Below are 18,604 nucleotides of genomic sequence, written 5' to 3' on the forward strand. Positions count from 1 at the left end.
CACGTCAGCCCCCGACGAGTGCCTTCACCGCGTCGATCACGATCTGCCGACGCCTCGCAGGTGCGACCGCCGCGACCAACGAGCCGTACTCGGAAGAGGCCGAGCTCCAGAACGCGGCGAGGTGCATCACCAGGCCCAGCAACACTGCCGGCCGGTAGCTGCGCGGCAGGACCCCGGCGCGCTGGGCATGCTCGACCGCGGCGACGGCCTCGGCATTCCTGGCGATGACCGCTTCGAGCGCACCGTCACTCCCCCGCTCGAGGCGGTGCCACGTCGCGAGCCGTTCGGCCCAAGGACGCCGGACGTACGAGTCGTGCAGGCGAGCAGCCCACTCGGCGAGGCCGTCGGTGTCGACGGGGACCTCGTCGAACGTCTCGGCGACGGTCTGGGCGAGGAGGGCGTCGAACAGCCCCTCCTTGCTGCCGAAGTAGTGGAAGATCTGCGCCTTGTTGCTCGACGACGCCGCGGCGATCCGCTCGATCTTGGCGCCGACGAGCCCAGCCGCGGCGAACTCGTCGCGTGCTGCGAGCAGGAGTCGTGCGCGCATCGCGTCGGCGGCTGGGGGCGTGAAGCGTGCCATGCAGACAACCGTATCGACCGAGTCCGCACCGCGCTCGACCGCCAGATCCACGCCGCAGCGACGAAACGTTGCGCGCCGAACAGCATCGCGTGCGCGGAGAATGCCCCGGCGCACGAAACCCCCGCGGATGGGCAAGAATGCGTCCCCCGATCCTCCCTAGGCTCATGACAAGCGCACCACCACGCCGCAGATCCGCGGCCGGCCCAATGACGGGAGGTTCGACATGTCACAGTTCGTCCAGGAGTTCACGCAGGGCGCCATCGTCGGAGAACCCGAGGTCGTCGAGGACCGCACGTCGGTGCGCGAGGTCGCCGAGCATCCCGCGTGGAAGCGGTTGAAAGCCGCTGTCGTGTCGTTCCGTGCGCTGCAAACGGCCGACGGCTCGATACCCGACCATGCGGACCACGCGACCGCTTCCGAGCACCTGGCCACGATCCTCCCGGCCGTTGCCGAACTGGCCCCGTTCTTTCCGCACGATGCGGCGTACCTCGCTGCACTGCAGCGCGATTTCGCACGCTGGGAACGCGACGGTTTCGGCGTTCCCGACTTCCTCGACGCCCTCAACGCATTCCAGCCGCAACAGCACCGCATCGACGGACTCGGCCACCTGGTCGTCTTCCCGATGGTGACGCAGAACGGCAGTTCCTCGCGGTTCGTCGAAGCCGTCCTGGTCGAGGTCATCTGGCCGGAGTTCATCGCGGAACTCGAAGCGGGCGACTACAGCAACACGCTCTTCGTCGCGTTGCGGTTCGTCGACTTCACGCCCGGGTACGACACGAACTCTGCGGTGCTGTTCCCCGAGACGGTCGCGATGCGCGAGATCCCGACGTTCACGTGGGGCGCGATCTTCCAGGACCGCGAAGCCGCTCGCTACCGCCGAGTCGTCCGTGCCGCTGCGGAGATCACCAAACTGGAGTTGCCGGACGACGCTGCAGCAATGCTCGACGACCAGGAGCTGACGGAACAGGTCTTCGTGATGTGGGACATCATCCACGACCGATCGCACATGCGCGGAGACCTGCCGTTCGACCCGTTCATGATCAAGCAGCGGATGCCGTTCTTCCTCTACTCGCTGGAAGAACTCCGCTGCGACCTGACGGCGTTCCGGGAATCCGTGCGGCTCGAACGCGCGCTCTCCGCGGTGCCGGATGCAGATCTCGACGAGGCGCAACGCGCAATCCGCGACCACGCCCACCTGGTGCAGTACGCCGTCGTCTTCGACCGCATCTTCCGGTTCGCGATCACCGGCAGCCGCGTCCGGAACTACGACGGGCTCGGCGGGCAGTTGTTGTTCGCGTGGATGCACCAGCACGATGTCCTGCACTGGACGGACACGCAACTCACGATCGACTGGGATGCCGTTCCCGACGTGATCATCGCGCTCAGTGATCAGATCAACGAGTTGTACCGGCGGTCGATCGACCGGCCGAAATCGGCGCACTGGCTCGCCGCGTACGAGATGCTGACCCGGACGCTCACGCCGCACCCGGCGTCGAAATGGGCGCGGGGACTGCCGGAGGAAACGCTCGCCGGAATGCCCAAGGGCTACACCGACGCCGTGCTCGACGACGAATTCCCGCTGTCGATGTTCTACGAGGCGCTGAACAAGAAGATGGCTGCGGTCATCGCTTCGACGGCCGGCATCACCGGCTCGTCGTCGGCCGCCCCGTCCGCTGCTCCGTCCGTTCCGGACGTCGCCGCGTGAGCGCTGGCTCCCTGTCCGGTCGCACGGTGCTGGTCGCGGGCGCGACCAGCACCAGCGGCGCGGCGGTCGCGCGCGCACTCACCTCCGCCGGGGCGGCCGTCGTCGCGGTCGGCACCAGACCAGACGCACTGGAGGCCCTGCACGCCTCCGTCCCGGGCGTCACGACCCACACGTGCGACCTCGCAGACCTCGGCGCGGTCACCGCGCTCGCGGCTGCGGTCCACGAGACGGCGGGATCGGTCGACGGGCTGGTCCACCTGGTCGGTGGGTGGCGCGGGGGCGGCGGCATCGCCGGCCAGTCGGACGACGACTGGGACTTCTTCGACCGGGCGTTCCGCACCCTGCGGAACACCACACGCGTCTTCTACGACGACCTGGTGGCGTCGCCGGCCGGACGGCTCGCGTTCGTCTCGTCCACCACCGTCGACTCCCCCACCGCGGGTGCCGCGAACTACGCAGCCGCCAAGGCCGCCTCCGACGCGTGGGTCCGTGCCGTCGCCCAGGGCTTCCGGAAGGACGCACCGGACTCGGCGGCAGCCACCGTGTTCGTCGTCGGCGCTCTGGCCGGTCTCGAAGAGCGGCTCGGCGACGAGGTCGTGCGGCTCTGGACGGCACCGCCGGCCGACGTGAACGGCGCCCGTCTCCCGCTCTCGGCCGCTCCAGCTGCGGCCTCGAACCTAGGATGAACCAGTGACCCTTCGACTCCACGACCTGGACCTGCGGGGCTTCGCCTCGGACAACTACGCCGGTGTCCACCCCGAGATCCTCGACGCGATCGCCGCGGCCAACGACGGCCACCAGATCGCCTACGGCGAGGACGTCTACACGGCCCGTCTCAACGAGGTGATCGGCGACCACTTCGGTTCGCAGGCGCAGGCGTTCCCGGTGTTCAACGGGACCGGCGCGAACGTCGTCGGGTTGCAGTCGATGCTGCCGCGGTGGGGCGCCGTCGTCTGCACCACGACCGCGCACATCCACACCGACGAAGCAGGCGCTCCCGAGCGCATCGGCGGGATCAAGCTGCTGCCGGTCGAGACCCCCGACGGCAAGCTCACCCCCGAGCTCATCGACAAGGAGGCCTGGGGCTGGGGCGACGAGCACCGCGCCCAGCCGCTCGTCGTCTCGATCACGCAGACCACCGAACTCGGCACCGCCTACACGGTCGACGAGATCCGGGCGATCGCGGACCACATCCACCCGCTCGGCATGACGCTGCACATGGACGGCGCGCGCATCTCCAACGCCGCTGCGACCCTCGGCCTGCCCCTGCGCGACTTCACCACCGATGCCGGCGTGGACGTGCTGAGCTTCGGCGGCACGAAGAACGGCATGCTCTACGGCGAGGCGATCGTGGTGCTCAACCCCGACGCCTCAGAGGGACTGCACTACCTGCGCAAGATGAACATGCAGCTGTCGTCGAAGATGCGGTTCGTCTCGGCGCAGCTCATCGCGCTGCTGTCCGACGACCTGTACCTGCGCTCCGCCGGGCACGCCAACGCCATGGCCGCCCGACTCCGCGGCGCACTCGAGGCCCGGATCGCCGACGGCAGCATCCAGGGCGTCGGGTTCAGCCAGGAGACCCAGGCCAACGGGGTGTTCGCGACCCTGCCCGCGGGGGTGGCCGAGCGGCTGCGCAAGCACTTCCGGTTCTACGACTGGGACGCCAGCCGCAACGAGGTGCGGTGGATGTGCGCGTACGACACGTCGGAGCAGGACATCGACGACTTCGTGGCGGCGTTGACGCGGGAGCTCGACGCGGCCTGATCCAACGTAGAATCCCGTGTGATCTCCGAGCACCCCGAACCCAGCGGCATCCTCCCCGAGGACCTCGACGCCACGCTCCGGGTGCTCGAGCAGATGAGCGACATCGACGAGACGCACCCCGACTTCGTGCGGGTGCGTCAGGCCACGGCGAAGATGTTCAAGGCCGTGAAGCGTGCGCACCGGCTCGAGAAGCGCGCGGTCATCGCCGAGGCCGACCGCCTCGTCATCGCCGCCACCGCGACCGGAGCCGCCGACCGGATCGACGACGAGACCCGCGGCGTCCCGATCAGCACCTCGACCACGGCGTCCACCGCCGGCACCCTGCTGAAGTCACGCCCCTGCTACATGTGCAAGCAGCAGTACACGGTCGTCGACGCGTTCTACCACCAGCTGTGCCCCTCGTGCGCGGCGATGAGCCACGCGAAGCGTGATGCCCGGACGGACCTGACCGGCAAGCGGGCGCTGCTGACCGGTGGCCGCGCGAAGATCGGCATGTACATCGCGCTCCGCCTGCTGCGCGACGGCGCCCACACGACCATCACGACGCGGTTCCCCCGCGACGCCGTGCGCCGGTTCACGAGCCTGCCGGACTCGGCCGACTGGATCTCGCGCCTCAAGGTCGTCGGCATCGACCTGCGCGACCCGGCCCAGGTCATCGGTCTCGCCGAGGACGTCGCCGCTGCCGGCCCGCTCGACATCCTGATCAACAACGCCACGCAGACCGTCCGCCGGTCGCCCGGCGCGTACCAACCCCTCGTCGACGCCGAACTCGCGCCGCTGCCGGACGGCCCGCTGCCCGAGCTCGTGACCTTCGGGCACACGAACGACCAGCACCCGCAGGCGCTCGCCCGGTCGGTGACGGCGCACCCGATCCTCGCGGCCGCCGCAGCCCGCGCCGACGAGCTGACCGAGCGGGCCATGGCTCCGGGGTCGAGCTCGCTCGAGCGTCTGGCCATGGGCACCGCGATCGATGCTGGTGGCCTCGTGCCCGACCTGCACGACGTGAACTCGTGGACGCAGGCCGTCGACGAGGTCGACCCGCTCGAGATGCTCGAGGTCCAGCTCGCGAACACCACGGCCCCCTTCATCCTGATCTCGAAGCTCCGCCCCGCGATGGCGGCGAGCGAAGCGCACCGTACCTACGTGGTGAACGTCAGCGCGATGGAGGGCGTGTTCGGCCGCGCCTACAAAGGACCGGGGCACCCGCACACGAACATGGCGAAGGCTGCCGTGAACATGCTCACCCGCACGAGTGCGCAGGAGATGTTCGAGACCGACCGCATCCTGATGACGAGCGTCGACACCGGGTGGATCACCGACGAGCGACCGCACCCGACGAAGGTCCGGCTCGCCGAAGAAGGCTTCCACGCGCCGCTCGACCTCGTCGACGGGGCTGCCCGCGTGTACGACCCGATCGTGCGGGGCGAGGCGGGCGAGGACGTGTTCGGCGTGTTCCTGAAGGACTACAAGCCCAGTTCCTGGTGAGCTCGGCGGCCGGAGCCGCTTCACTGCGGTCCAGCAGCGCTGCCATACTGACGACGTGACGAAGGCGCAGCCCGTCATCGGGCGTGAGCGGGAGACCTCGGCTCTCCGAGACGCGGTCGGTCACGTGGACAGCGGTGGTTCCGCGTTCGTGATCGACGGCGAAGCGGGCATCGGCAAGTCGTCGCTGGTCGCCGATGTACTCGAGCACGCGAGCCTCCACGGACTGCGAGTGCTCACGACGACCGGCACCCTCGCCGAGTCGGCGGAGCCGTACTCAGCGCTCCACATGCTCCTGTACCCGTTGCGCGGCGGCATCGCGAACCTGCCGTCGCCGCAGCGACGGGCGTTGGACGTCGCGTTCGGGGTCGCCACGGGAATCCAGCCGTCGCCGCTCCTCGCCGGACTCGCCGCGCTGACCCTGCTCTCGGACGCGGCGGCCGAACGTCCGCTCCTGATCGTCGCAGAGGACCTGCACTGGATGGATGCACCCTCCGAGTGGGCGCTCCGCATGATGGCCCGTCGCGTCGGTGAGGACCCGGTCGTCATCGTCATGACCACGCGGAACACCGATGCGGTGGAGAACCCGGGCATCCGACGCCTGCACCTCCGTCCACTCGACCAGTCCGCTGCCGACGAACTGCTCGACGGAGTGCCTGGAGCGCCGACGGGGCAGGCGCGACGCGACCTCGTGCTCCGCGCCGAGGGCAACCCCCTGGCACTGCACGAGCTCGGCCGGTCTACTGCGGCGGCCGAGCGCACGCGGGAACGACCCGTCGTCGGACGGGTCGAGCAGGAGTTCGCGGATCGGTACACGGAGCTCGACCAAGGGGTCCGGTTGGCGATCCTCGCCGTGGCACTGTCCGGCGGCACCGTTGCCGAGGAAGCCGCCCGAGTCGCCGCACGCGCAATCGGCAGGTTCCCGACGCCGACCTGGACCGAGCAGGCATCAGCGGCCTCGCTCCTCGAGTGGGTCGCACCCCGTGCAATCCGGTTCCGGCATCCGCTCGTGCAGTCGGCGGTCCTGTCGGTGGCGTCACCGCCGGAACGCACCGCGGTCCTCCGGTCGCTCGTGCTCGAGCACCAGGACGACCCGGCGCGGACCATCTGGTGGCGCGCCGAGCTCGCCACCGGTCACGACGATCCCCTCGCGGACGAGATCGCCGCGCTCGGCGACGAACGGACCGCGATGTCCGATACCTTCGTCGCGAGCCGGGCGTACGAGCGTGCCGCCGAGCTGACGTCGGACGTGGCCCGACGCGTCGAGCGTCGCATCGTCGCGGCGGAACTCGCCGGGCTGTCCGGCAGGACCTCAGACGCGTCGCTCTTGGTGCAACAGGCTCGCGACGAGGCGCCTCCCGGGTTGCTCGCGGCGCGCGCAGCGTGGGTCACCGAGACCCTGCCCACTGGTCGGACGGGCCTGGCAGTCGGCGACCTCGGACCGGCGCTCCACGCCGTCTCCGAGATGCAGCTGGCAGGCGGGGTCGAACACGCCACCGCCGCACTGCTCCACCTGGCCGCGATCGCCTGGGACCACACTGCCGAGGCGGACCCGGGCGACCCGATGCTCGTCGTCGTCGAAGCCCTCGCGCTTCCAGAGGACGACCCGCGGTCGATCCTGCTGGCGGCCCGGACCGAGCCGCTGGCCCGGGGCGATCGTGTGCTGGAGCTCGCGTTGGCGGCGGCGCCCGCGGCCCTGGACGAAGAGACAGCGTGGCTCCTCGGGTACGCGCTCAACCTCGTGGGCGAGATCGACACGGCTCGTGTCCTGCTCGACCGTGCCCTCGCGAGCATGCAGACGCGTGGCGAGTTGCGGACGTTCCCGCAGGCCCTCATGGGGACCTCGATGACCACGTACCTCGCCGGGGACGTCGCCCGGGCGCGCGCCCTCGCGCAGCAGGCCGCGTCGCTCGGACGGGACCTGGGCGACGCCGGGTTCTCCGCCGCGGCGCGGTGCGCGCTCGCCTGGTTCGACGCCCTCGAGGGCGAACAGCCCGACACCGAGCGGATCGCCGGCGGGACCGAGGCGGGCGCGCAGGTGCTCCGCTCGAGTGCGATGCGCGCAACGCTGCTCGGCGCGACCGGATTGGCGCACCTGGTCTCCGGCCGGGCAGCGGACGCACTCGAGCCCCTGCGACGTCTCTTCGACCCCGACGACGACGCGTTCAACCCGACCTTCGCCGTGCTGACCTCCCACGACTACGTCGATGCCGCGCTGGAGTCCGGCAACCGACCGGACGCCGAGCAGCGGTTGGCGGACCTCGAGCGGCTCCACGAGCGGTGGCACGCTCCCCTGGTGCGCACGGCCGTCCACTCCGCCCGGACCGCGCTCCTGTCGGACGACGACCTCGAGTCGGCGTGGGCGACCCTGCAGCACGATCGTTGGCCGGTCCCGTACGTGCAAGCGCGAGCGCTCCTCCGACTCGGTCGCCGTCTGCGTCGCGCAGGGCGGAGCACCACCGCCCGAGCAGTCCTGCACGCAGCCCTGGACCTGTTCGAGGCGATGCCCGCACCGATCTGGGCAGAGCGGACACGAGACGCCATCCGGGCCACGGGCGAGCGCCTGCCGACGACGGGGCAACGCAGCATCGACCTGCTCACCCCGCAGGAGCTCCGGGTCTGCACGCTCGCAGCCCAGGGCCTGAGCAACCGCGCCATCGGCGAACACCTCTTCGTCTCCCCCAGGACGGTGGGCGCCCACCTGTACGCGGCGTTCCAGAAGCTCGGCATCTCGACCAGGCAGCAGCTGCCGTCGGTCCTGGCACCCGGGGCGACCGCGGCGGACGACTAAGTCACACGACGCCACATCTCGGTCATCGTGACCGATGTGCACCGCCGGCCCGCGGCCCTAGCGTCACGGAGGGAAGCAGATGCTTCCACCACCGACGGAGGTCCACGGCACCGGCTGCGGACCGGGACGGACCGCACCGTGACCGAATCGCCCACCATCGTGCTCATCCACGGAGCTTTCGCCGACGCCGCCAGCTGGGCGCCCGTCACGAAGCTCCTCCTCGATCAGGGGCACGAGGTCCTCGTTCCGCCCGTGTTCAACCGCAGCCTGTCCGGCGACGCGGCCTACATCAAGTCGTTCGTCGAGCAGATCGACGGACCGGTCCTGCTCGCCGGGCACTCCTACGGCGGCGCGATCCTCACCGTCGCAGGCATCGCCGAGAACGTCGTCGGGCTCGTGTTCGTCGCCGCCTACGCGCTCGAGGAGGGCGAGAGCCTCGGCGCCCTCCAGGGCGGGTTCCCCGACAGCGACCTCGCGGCGAACCTCGTCTACGCGCCCTACCCCGTCGACGGCGCCGAGCCCGGCACCGACGTCTCGGTGGCCATCGACGCCTTCCCCGCGGTCTTCGCGGGCGGCCTCGACCTCGAGAAGGCCAAGGTCCTCGCAGTGTCGCAGCGCCCGCTGTCCGCGGTTGCGTTCGGCGAACCCGCATCCGTCGCGGCGTGGAAGACCAAGCCGTCCTGGGGCATCGTCTCCAGCGCCGACCACACCATCAACCCGGACGTCGAGCGTTTCGGCTACCAGCGCGCCGGGGTCCGCAAGGTGGTCGAGATCGACGGACCACACCTGGTGATGCAGACGCACCCCGCCGAGGTCGCGGCCTTCATCACGGACGCCATCGCCGAACTCGGCTGACCACCCACCGACCACCACAACCGAACACCAGCCACAGGAGACCGACCATGGGTTACGTGACCACCGACGACGGTGCAGAGATCTACTTCAAGGACTGGGGCAACGCCGATGCGCAGCCGATCGTGTTCCACCACGGCTGGCCGCTGTCCTCCGACGACTGGGACGCGCAGATGCTGTACTTCCTGGCCGAGGGCTTCCGCGTGATCGCGAGCGACCGACGGGGTCACGGGCGCTCCTCGCAGATCGGCACCGGCCACGACATGGACCACTACGCCAGCGACGTGTCCGCCGTCGTCGAGCACCTCGATCTGCACGACGCGATCCACATCGGACACTCCACCGGTGGTGGCCAGGTCGCCCGCTACGTCGCGAAGTACGGTCAGCCGCAGGGCCGGGTCGCCAAGGCCGTCCTCGTGTCCGCCGTGCCGCCCCTGATGGTGAAGACCGACGCGAACCCCGAGGGCACGGACATCGCGGTCTTCGACGGGTTCCGCCAGGCACTCGCCGCCAACCGCGCCGAGTTCTTCCAGGCCGTCGCCTCCGGCCCGTTCTACGGCTTCAACCGAGACGGCGTGACGCCGTCCGAGCCGGTCATCGCCAACTGGTGGCGTCAGGGCATGACGGGCAGTGCCGTCGCGCACTACGAGGGCATCAAAGCGTTCTCGGAGACGGACCAGACCGAGGACCTGCGCGCGATCACCGTGCCCGTCCTCGTCCTGCAGGGCGACGACGACCAGGTCGTGCCCTACGCGGACGCCTCGCTGAAGCAGGCCGAACTCCTCGGCGACTCGACCTTGAAGGTCTACGAGGGCTACCCGCACGGCATGCTGACGACCCACGCGGACGTCATCAACCCCGACATCCTCGCGTTCATCCGCGGCTGACGTCGCTGACGCTGCGTTCGCAGCGACCCGGACTGGAGGCGCGGTACAGGTGAGTCGATCGACTCACCTGCACCGCGCCTCCAGTCCGTTGCCCACCGTGCGTCAGCGGACCGGCCGGCGGTTCAGAACAGGTAGCCGCCGGACGCGACGTCCGTGACGAACTCAGCGACGACGAAGGCCGCCAGGAGGCCGGCGAGCGTGCCCAGAGCGGCGAAGGACCCCGGCTGCCACCGGCGCCGACGGGCGACGACCCAGCACGTCCCGACGACGGCGATGACACCCGACACGAGCGGATACGCGATGAGGACGATCGAACTCGCGTCGTAGTTGCAGTTCCTCGCGGTGCCCGTGCACCCGACGAAGGCCATCTGGCTGAGCACGACCCAGAACCAGGCGAGGGGCGCGGCGACGTAGGTGACGGCCAGCGTGACAGCGGTCACGACGAGGTCGATCGCGCCGGGCTTCGTCGGGACGTACGGTGTCCGAGGCTGCGCTCGTGCCGGGCGGAGGTACGCGTCCTCATCGGGGCCGAACCACTGGTTGCGCTGTTCCCCCATGCGCTCACGGTAGTGGATCGTCGCACCACTCCGGGGATGCCTCGGTCCAGGGCTCGACGGCCGCACGGAGCAGCTCCGCCCCTCAGTCGCCCTCGTGCGCAGCCAGGGTGGCGAGTACGAGCTTCGTGATCCGACGCTGCCCTTCGTCGTTGGGGTGGATGCCGTCCGTCGAGTAGATCCCCGTCCCGGAAGTGTCGGCCTCGGGGAAGGTGTCAGCCATGCTGACGTACGCGGCTCCGCCCTTCGCTGCGGCACGCTTGATCTCGGCGAGGTAGTTCGACCACGGCTCCGACATGCCGTCCGTCATGCTCGAGGCCGGGGTGAACTCGCCGATCACGAGTAGCGAGGGCTTCGTGGGCAGCGCCGCGAGCGTCTCGAGGAACGCCACGTACTGGGCGCCGAGCTCGTCGGGTGTGAGGTTCGCCGCGTCGTTGCCACCCAGCGTGATGGTGATGAGGTCCGGTGCAGCACGACGCATCGCCGTCAGGAAGCCCTCCTGGTCATCGGTGAACGTCGCAATCGTCGAGCCCGAGTGCGCGGAGTCGTAGCGGTGGATCCCCTTGTCCCGGTCACCGTCGTAGATCGTGAACCCCAGCAAGGAGAACGGCGCGACGGCGGTGACGGTCACCGTGTGCTCCCCGCTCGACAGTCCGTCCACCTTCGTGATCGTCCCGGTACTGGCAGTCCCGGTGGTGGCGACGGTCGTCGGTGCTGCTCCGTCGACGCTGTAGGTGAAGTCGCCGGACCCGGGGTAGCGCGCCCACCAGATGTCGATCCCGGTGCCCGTGAAGCCGTAGCTCCGCGAGGCGCCCGCCTGCATCGCGACCGATCGGTAGCCGAGGTCGGGGGTGGTGATGTCGAACTGGCTCTCCCCCGTGCGCGCGGCCGCCCAGTCACCCCAGGTCGAGTCCGGTGCGTACACGGCGAACTGTGCCGGCAGGTACCCGGCCCCTCCGGCGACCCCGTCCGTCGGGTGCTCCGTGCGCAGCTGGTCGAGCGTGAGGTCCATCCACCGGGTGGAGCGTGACGAGGCGCCCTGCCCCTCGGTGATCGAGTCCCCCAGGGCGACCCAGTTCGCGGGCGCCTCGGTCCGGTCGGCCACGGCGGCGTTCCAGGTCGCGAGCGGCTCGGCGACCTCCGGGGGCTTTTCCGCGGAGCACCCCGTCGCGACGATCGACACGAGTGCGACGACCAGGCCAGCGACGAGCCGGGGTGCCCCGCGACGCCGACCGCGATCGGTGGTGCGCTCGTGACCGTTCACGTTGTCTCCCCTGGGTGGGATGTGGTCCGCGACCGGGCGCCGGGTCGGGCAATGCTAACCGCGCAACCCTGGTGAACTACCGTCGTCTCCGTGCCCTCCTCCACCGGAACTCCGGACCCGACTGCCGGTCCGCCGACCGCGCCGCACTCCGTCAGACGGACCATCGCGGTCGGTCTGGCGATCGCCGTGTCGGCAGCAGCGCTGGTCGGCATCGATGCGGTCGCCGGGTCCGCTGACACCGCGGCGTCGCCGGTGACGGTGACCAAGGTCACCGCGGCGTCCACCGTCACCTCGACCGGCAGCGCCGTGCGGGCCACCCTGAAGGTCACGAACACCACCTCGGTGCGGAAGCCAGCTTCGTCGGCCTGGCTCTCCCTGTCGACCGGCACGGAGAAGTACTCGCTCGGCCGGGTCGCGGTGAAACCACTCGCCCCGGGCTCGAGCACGACGGTCAGCGCGGTCCGCACGACGCCTTCCCGTGCCGCGGCCGGGAAGTACTCGGTCCTCGCCTGCGTGGGTGCGTACTCCGGGCAGCACTGCCGCACGTCTGCTTCGACCGTCACCACCAAGCCGACGCCCCGACCACGTCCCCAGACCGGCGTGATGCTCGACGTCGCTCGCGCCTACTACCCCGTGGCACTGATCAAGCGGTACATCGACCTGCTCGCCGACGACGGCGGCCGCTTCCTGCACCTGCACCTCACCGATGACCAGAACGTCGGGATCGAGAGCAAGGTCCTCGGTCAGACCCTCGCGAACGCCGATCTCGACCACGGGGTCTACACGAGCCGCGTGACCGGTCGTCCGTTCCTCAGCGCCGCACAGGCACGCACGATCGCCGAGTACGCGGCGAAGCGGGGCGTGGCGATCGTGCCCGAGGTCGACACCCCCGGCCACATGGCTGCCGCCTTCGCCCTGCTCGAGGCGGAGCACGGCACGAAGTGGGTCGACCGCATCCGTTCAGGCGAGAGCGAGCTCGACCCGTCGGCGCCGGGCAGTCTCGCGCTGGCGACCAAGCTGTACGCCGAGGTGCAGCGGACGTTCCCGTCCAGTCGCACCGTGCACATCGGTGGAGACGAATGGGGCGGCGACGTCACCGCCGTCCAACGCGTCGCGTGGATGAACGCGATGGCGGCCGCGCTCGGCAACCGCGAGGTGTGGGCCTGGAACGACGGGATCGATCGCGCTGCGGTCGGGCGACTGGATCCGCGCATCCACGTCACGTACTGGAGCTTCGACGGTGACACCGAGGACGCAGCCGAGCGCCGCGAACGCCGAGCGCGACGGGCGAGTGCGGTCGACCTGCAGCAGGCCGGGATCGACCTGCTCAACTACAACTCGTACTACCTGTACGAGGTGCCGACCGACCTCGACCCGGCCGACAGCGAGTACACCGTCGCCGACCTCCGCCAGCACTGGTCGCTCCGGACGTGGGACGGCGACTCCGGAGCACGTCTCGCTGCTCCGATGTCGGGCGCGGCCGTCGCGATCTGGGGCGAGGACCTCGAGAGTCCACCTGCTGACGCGCTCCTGCGGTGGAGCGCGCCGCACGTGAAGGCGATGATCGAGACCGCAGCCTCCTGACGGACGCGTGACGGGCCTCCAGGCCGACCGCCGGAACAGCCGGACCAACCGGACCCGCCGGATCCACCGCCGGACCTACCCCAGCGGCTCCACGCCGTAACTGGTGACCACCGCGCGCAACTCGTCCAGGTACGTCTGCGCCTGCACGGTGAGCGGAACCGAAGCGTGCGCGATCCAGCCGATCTCGATGCGTTCGTCGACGTCGAGGGGGATGGCGACGATCTCGGGATCGAGGTCGTCGCTGATGAGCCCGGTGGAGATCGTGTACCCACCGAGGCCGATCATGAGGTTGAAGATCGTCGCCCGGTCCGAGACGCGGATCTCCCGCTTGCTCGACATCGTCGACAGGATCTCCTCAGCCAGGTAGAAGGAGTTGTTCGCGCCCTGGTCGAACGTCAGCCGCGGCAGGTCGGCGAGGTCGTCGAGGGTCGCACGCTCCCGTGACGCGATGGGGTTCCGGCGGGCCACGAAGATGTGCGGCTCGGCGACGAATAGCGGCGTGAACACGACCCCTGCGTCCCGCAGCAGCTTGCCGAGCACCTGCTTGTTGAAGTCGTTGCGGTAGAGGATGCCCACCTCGCTCCGCAGGGTGCGGACGTCCTCGATGATGTCCCAGGTGCGTGTCTCGCGCAGCGAGAACTCGTACTCGTCCGCGGCCGCGCCCTCGACCATGCGGACAAAGGCCTCCACGGCGAACGAGTAGTGCTGGGAGGACACCCCGAGCAGCCGGCGCGACCGCTGCCGGCCGACGTACCGCTGCTCGAGCAGGGAGACCTGCTCGATGACCTGCCGGGCGTACCCGAGGAACTCGACACCGTCGACGGTGAGCACGACGCCCCGTGCCGAGCGGACGAAGAGGGGGCGCCCGATCCGCGTCTCCAGATCCTTCATCGCCGCGGACATCGTCGGCTGCGACACGTAGAGCAGATCGGCCGCGGCGCTGATCGAGCCCTCGGTCGCGACCTCGATGAAGTACCGGAGCTGCTGCAGGGTGATGTCGTTCGGGACCCGAGCCATAGGCCGAGGCTATACCGCCGCATAGCGTCTCGGTATTACCTGATGGCCTGCGGTTCCCGTCATGATCGACGTACCCCTTCCCCAGTGCCCTCGGGCGCTCGACGAACAGATTGCCGACCATGGCGAACGACCTCACCTTCAGCATCACCCGGACCCGGTTCGACGAGGACTACTCCCCCGCCGACAGCTCCCGGCTGACCACGAACTTCGCCAACCTGGCGCGCGGCGAGCACCGTCAGCAGAACCTCCGTGCTGCGCTGGCGATGATCGACGGGCGCGCGAACGACCTCGCGGGGGCTTCTGCTGGCGCTGCCGGTGACCGCTACCGACTGCAGCTCGACATCGTCTCGGCCGCACTGGCGTTCTCCGACGGAGGATCGGACGCCGAGTTCCCGCTGCTCGAGATGCTCGACGTCACGATCGTCGACCAGCACACCGGCGAGCACCACCACGGCATCCTCGGCAACAACTTCTCGTCGTACCTGCGCGACTACGACTTCTCGGTGCTGCTGCCGTCATCGCCGGGCTTGCCGTCTGACTTCGGGGCGCTGCACGGGGCGCTCTTCCAGCGCTTCCTGGAGTCCTCCGCGTTCCGCTCGGACTTCAGTGCCGAGCCCGTCGTCTGCATCAGCGTCTCGACGAGCCAGACCTACCGCCGGACCGGGTACGTCCACCCAGTCCTCGGCGCCGAGTACGAGCACGAGCACTCCTCGCTCACCGACGACTACTTCGGTCGGATGGGCATGCGGGTCCGGTACTTCCAGCCCGCCGGAGCGTCGGCCCCGCTCGCGTTCTACACGCGCGGCGACCTGACCGGGGACTACACCGACCTCCAGCTCATCGGCACGATCGCCACCATGGAGACGTTCCAGAAGATCTACCGCCCGGAGATCTACGCCGCGAACACCCCGGCCGGGAGCACCTACCGCCCCACCCTCGACCACACCGACTTCACGCCCACCCCGGTCACCTACGACCGTGCGGAGCGCAGCCGCCTCGGGATCACCCAGGGTCGGTGGACCGAGGAGCACCTCGTGACGCCGCACCACGCGCTCCTCTCGCGTTTCGCTGCCGACGCCGCCGTTTCCCTCTGACCTCGTTCCCTCCTGACAGGACCCGCACCCGCATGACGTCCCTCCTCCCCACCTCGATCGTCGGCAGCCTGCCGAAGCCGTCCTGGCTCGCCGAGCCCGAAAAGCTCTGGTCCCCCTGGAACCTGCAGGGCGCAGCACTCACCGAGGGCAAGCAGGACGCACTCCGCTCCGCCGTCCACGAGCAGGAGCGCCGCGGCATCGACATCGTCAGCGACGGCGAGCAGACCCGCCAGCACTTCGTCACGACGTTCATCGAGCACCTGGACGGCGTCGACCTGGAGCGCAAGGAGACCGTCCGGATCCGTGACCGGTACGACGCGGCCGTCCCGACCGTGGTCGGTGCCGTGAGTCGCCGGAAGCCGGTGTTCGTCGAGGACGCGAAGTTCCTGCGCGCGCAGACCGACCGGCCGATCAAGTGGGCACTGCCCGGCCCGATGACCATGATCGACACCCTCTCCGACCAGCACTACAAGAGCCGCGAGAAGCTGGCGTGGGAGTTCGCCACGATCCTCAACCAGGAAGCGCGCGAACTCGAAGCCGCCGGCGTCGACATCATCCAGTTCGACGAGCCCGCCTTCACCGTCTTCCACGACGAGGTGCAGGACTGGGGTGTGGCCGCGCTGGAACGCGCGACCGAGGGCCTGCGCGCCGAGACCGCCGTGCACATCTGTTACGGCTACGGCATCGAGGCGAACAACAAGTGGAAGGAGACGCTCGGGGCCGAATGGCGGCAGTACGAGCAGTCGTTCCCGCTCCTGCAGCAGTCGTCGATCGACATCGTCTCGCTGGAGTGCATCCACTCACACGTGCCGCTCGACCTCGTCGAGCTGATCCGTGGGAAGAAGGTCATGCTCGGGGCGATCGATGTCGCGACCGAGACCGTGGAGGCGCCGGAGGAGGTCGCGGAGGTGCTGCGTCGGGCGCTCGAGTTCGTCGACGCCGACAAGCTCATCCCCAGCTCCAACTGCGGGATGGCTCCCCTCGCCCGTGGGGCCGCGCTGGACAAGCTCGGGGCGCTGTCCGCTGGGGCGGCCATCGTGCGGGCCGAGCTCGTCGGAACGGCGGTCCCGTCGGCGCGTTAGCCGTCACCATCTGCAGGGCGGCTGCCCTCCGGAAGGAGGAGGGCCGCTCTGTTCGTTGCGTCCTTCCCGTGGCCGGCTCGCGATCCGGTCTGGAGGCGCGGCTGCCGTCCGGCTGACGGGTCGCGTCGGTACCGGCGTCACCTTTCACCGCCCGTCAACCGCGGACATCAGCCGTCGCGTGTCGACCGCACCTCCTGCTCGATGAGCGCCGTGGCGATCCTGTCTGCCGCGTGCGGAGCCTTCGCGAGCGCATGGACCGCGGCGGTGACTCCTGCCGCGTTGGCGATGACCGCACCTGCCGCTCGCACCTCTCCGTTGATCCAGATCGATGCCCTTTCCCGCTGCCAGCTCACCGTGCGGGAATGCGCAGCGCCGGGCTCGAGCGCCCAATCGGCGTAGCGGCAGAGGTCGTCGAACGTGGACCAGACGCCGCCAGCCGCCGCGAACGACGATTCTCCGAGCGCCCACGGCCTGATCGGACGACCGAACAGCTTCGGCACCACGCGGTCTGCGTCCGCTGGCACGAGGGCCGCCGAGCTGATCCCCACCGGGTCTAAGACTTGCTGGCGCACGGCGGCGAACCAGTCGCCGTGTACCTCGTCGAGCACTGCGCCGAGCAGCGCGTACCCGAGGTTCGAGTACACGAACTGGCCTCGGGGCGTGGCCGGCACCGCAGCTGCCAGATCCAGAGGAACCCCGACAGACTCTCGGTACGGGTCGCCGAACAGGCGGTCGCGCATCGTGGCCGGAAGCCGGGGCAGACCCGAGGTGTGGTGGATGAGGTCAGCAACCGTCATCTCGGAATCGGGCACCCCGGGGAGGTAGTACACGACCGGCCGCTCGACCTCGAGTGTGAGCCAGGCCGTCGTGCCCACGAGTCCCTTCGTGATGCTCCCCCACTCGAGTACCGAGGCGGTGGCGTAGGGCCCGCGGGGTTCCCGGACGGTCCGCCAGCCGTCAGCCGTGCGAAGACTCGCACGCCAGAGCCCTTGAAGTTGACGCGGGGTCCGCACCTGATCTCTCCCTCCGCAGAAGCGTCGTCAGGGGGTCTGCAGGGCCGTTCCGCCGCGACCAGAATCGGCACTGGCGGCTCGGGACATCACCGCTCGCCATTCGATGGGAATCAGGCGTCGTCATCGAGGTACCGGAGCCTCTGCCGCCGCCCACGGAACCGAACGGCGAACCACGACACCGGACCGACGAAGGGGACGAAGAGGACGACGAGAGCCCAGGCGAGCACATGCCATCCCGTCGGTGACGCGGCTCTGATCAGCGACGCGAGAGCTGCAAGGGCAAGCAACAGCCCGAAGATGCAGACACTCATCGCGGCGCCATCCAACGTTGTCGGGACGAGAGGGCTCACGCCCAGTCCTCCGTCGGATTCGACATTCTGTCCGTTCCCCTGCTTGGCAACAAGACAACAACCGAAACATTGCCGTTCATACTTCCGCACAGTAGCGTCGAACCCATGGATGAGGCAATGGTGTTCGCGCTGGCTCTCGAGGTCGGTGCCGCGGTACTCGTGACCTGGCTGACCTGGAGGGCCGCGAACGGGTCGCTGGCTCGGAACGATCTCGCCGGCATCCGGACCCGGACCACCATGCCAAGCGATGCGGCCTGGCGCATCGGGCATCATGCGGCACTGCGTCCCACGATCATCAGCGGGACGATCACCGCGGCGTGGTGCCTGGCCAGCATCGGCCTTGCTCCGCTCCGCAATCCGGTCTCGGTCCTCGCAGCCGCAGGAATGCTCGTCGGCGGCGCACTCCTGTCGATTCCGGTGGCGCACCGTGCCATCCGTCGAGCGTCCCTCGAGGAATGATCGCGAAGTCGTCTCTTCCGGGTCTGCGTGCCAAGCGCCGGACGGGAGGCACGGTGCCAGCTCGCACCGCGCCTCCCGTCCGAACACGCGTTGCCGCGAAGCGTCAGGCGCACGGCGTTGACTACG

The 18,604-nt window shown here is 69.6% G+C and carries 17 protein-coding genes; 11 read left to right on the forward strand and 6 right to left on the reverse strand.

Features of this window, described 5'->3' with window-relative positions:
• Positions 1–4: 4 nt before the first annotated feature.
• Positions 5–580 carry a TetR family transcriptional regulator gene (locus EDF28_RS18435; RefSeq protein ID WP_123939354.1) on the reverse strand — a complete coding sequence of 192 codons (576 nt, stop codon included), beginning with the start codon at positions 578–580 and terminating at the stop codon, positions 5–7.
• Between the two features lie 223 nt (positions 581–803).
• On the opposite strand from EDF28_RS18435, the gene EDF28_RS19645 reads away from it, so the two are divergent.
• The 7 genes from EDF28_RS19645 (at position 804) to EDF28_RS18465 (ending at position 10,061) form a co-directional block, all read left to right on the forward strand.
• Positions 804–2,285 (forward strand): DUF6421 family protein, encoded by a 1,482-nt coding sequence (locus EDF28_RS19645; RefSeq protein WP_260155087.1) that lies wholly within the window; start codon positions 804–806, stop codon positions 2,283–2,285.
• Positions 2,282–2,971 (forward strand): SDR family oxidoreductase, encoded by a 690-nt coding sequence (locus EDF28_RS18440; RefSeq protein ID WP_260155088.1) that lies wholly within the window; start codon positions 2,282–2,284, stop codon positions 2,969–2,971. Before EDF28_RS19645 ends, EDF28_RS18440 begins: the two co-directional genes overlap by 4 nt.
• 4 nt (positions 2,972–2,975) lie before the next feature.
• A complete protein-coding gene (locus tag EDF28_RS18445) occupies positions 2,976–4,049 on the forward strand; it encodes a low specificity L-threonine aldolase (RefSeq protein ID WP_123939356.1) in 1,074 nt (357 codons plus the stop codon).
• A gap of 18 nt (positions 4,050–4,067) precedes the next feature.
• Positions 4,068–5,534 carry an SDR family NAD(P)-dependent oxidoreductase gene (locus tag EDF28_RS18450; RefSeq protein ID WP_123939357.1) on the forward strand — a complete coding sequence of 489 codons (1,467 nt, stop codon included), beginning with the start codon at positions 4,068–4,070 and terminating at the stop codon, positions 5,532–5,534.
• Positions 5,535–5,589: 55 nt separating this feature from the next.
• Positions 5,590–8,322, forward strand: coding sequence for an AAA family ATPase (locus EDF28_RS18455; RefSeq protein ID WP_123939358.1), 2,733 nt, complete (start codon positions 5,590–5,592; stop codon positions 8,320–8,322).
• A gap of 138 nt (positions 8,323–8,460) precedes the next feature.
• The gene (locus tag EDF28_RS18460; protein ID WP_185094300.1) at positions 8,461–9,177 is read left to right on the forward strand and encodes an alpha/beta fold hydrolase; all 717 of its coding nucleotides are present in this window, start codon (positions 8,461–8,463) and stop codon (positions 9,175–9,177) included.
• 47 nt (positions 9,178–9,224) lie between these two features.
• A complete protein-coding gene (locus EDF28_RS18465) occupies positions 9,225–10,061 on the forward strand; it encodes an alpha/beta fold hydrolase (RefSeq protein WP_123939359.1) in 837 nt (278 codons plus the stop codon).
• A gap of 122 nt (positions 10,062–10,183) precedes the next feature.
• On the opposite strand, the gene EDF28_RS18470 is transcribed toward EDF28_RS18465, so the two are convergent.
• Together EDF28_RS18470 and EDF28_RS18475 are read right to left on the reverse strand one after the other, a co-directional pair.
• Positions 10,184–10,618 carry a hypothetical protein gene (locus EDF28_RS18470; RefSeq protein WP_123939360.1) on the reverse strand — a complete coding sequence of 145 codons (435 nt, stop codon included), beginning with the start codon at positions 10,616–10,618 and terminating at the stop codon, positions 10,184–10,186.
• Between the two features lie 82 nt (positions 10,619–10,700).
• Positions 10,701–11,879 carry a GDSL-type esterase/lipase family protein gene (locus EDF28_RS18475; RefSeq protein WP_185094301.1) on the reverse strand — a complete coding sequence of 393 codons (1,179 nt, stop codon included), beginning with the start codon at positions 11,877–11,879 and terminating at the stop codon, positions 10,701–10,703.
• A 90-nt stretch (positions 11,880–11,969) separates the two neighbouring features.
• On the opposite strand from EDF28_RS18475, the gene EDF28_RS18480 reads away from it, so the two are divergent.
• The gene (locus EDF28_RS18480; protein WP_123939362.1) at positions 11,970–13,463 is read left to right on the forward strand and encodes a family 20 glycosylhydrolase; all 1,494 of its coding nucleotides are present in this window, start codon (positions 11,970–11,972) and stop codon (positions 13,461–13,463) included.
• Between the two features lie 75 nt (positions 13,464–13,538).
• On the opposite strand, the gene EDF28_RS18485 is transcribed toward EDF28_RS18480, so the two are convergent.
• A complete protein-coding gene (locus EDF28_RS18485; RefSeq protein WP_123939363.1) occupies positions 13,539–14,480 on the reverse strand; it encodes a LysR family transcriptional regulator in 942 nt (313 codons plus the stop codon).
• A 119-nt stretch (positions 14,481–14,599) separates the two neighbouring features.
• Here EDF28_RS18485 and EDF28_RS18490 point away from each other — a divergent pair, with 119 nt between their 5' ends.
• Entirely contained in the window at positions 14,600–15,574 is a 975-nt protein-coding gene (locus tag EDF28_RS18490; RefSeq protein ID WP_123939364.1) for a putative oxygenase MesX, read from the forward strand.
• A gap of 32 nt (positions 15,575–15,606) precedes the next feature.
• Positions 15,607–16,656 (forward strand): methionine synthase, encoded by a 1,050-nt coding sequence (locus EDF28_RS18495; protein ID WP_123939365.1) that lies wholly within the window; start codon positions 15,607–15,609, stop codon positions 16,654–16,656.
• 167 nt (positions 16,657–16,823) lie between these two features.
• On the opposite strand, the gene EDF28_RS18500 is transcribed toward EDF28_RS18495, so the two are convergent.
• Both EDF28_RS18500 and EDF28_RS19365 read right to left on the reverse strand, forming a co-directional pair.
• On the reverse strand, positions 16,824–17,669 hold the full coding sequence (locus EDF28_RS18500; RefSeq protein ID WP_123939366.1) for a serine hydrolase: 846 nt from the start codon (positions 17,667–17,669) through the stop codon (positions 16,824–16,826).
• A gap of 110 nt (positions 17,670–17,779) precedes the next feature.
• On the reverse strand, positions 17,780–18,019 hold the full coding sequence (locus EDF28_RS19365) for a PLDc N-terminal domain-containing protein (RefSeq protein WP_185094302.1): 240 nt from the start codon (positions 18,017–18,019) through the stop codon (positions 17,780–17,782).
• A 105-nt stretch (positions 18,020–18,124) separates the two neighbouring features.
• On the opposite strand from EDF28_RS19365, the gene EDF28_RS18510 reads away from it, so the two are divergent.
• Complete coding sequence (locus tag EDF28_RS18510) at positions 18,125–18,478, forward strand: SdpI family protein (protein ID WP_123939367.1); 354 nt, start codon at positions 18,125–18,127, stop codon at positions 18,476–18,478.
• The last annotated feature ends 126 nt before the right edge of the window (positions 18,479–18,604 follow it).

The organism is Curtobacterium sp. PhB137, from assembly GCF_003814955.1.
Classification (GTDB): Bacteria; Actinomycetota; Actinomycetes; order Actinomycetales; family Microbacteriaceae; genus Curtobacterium.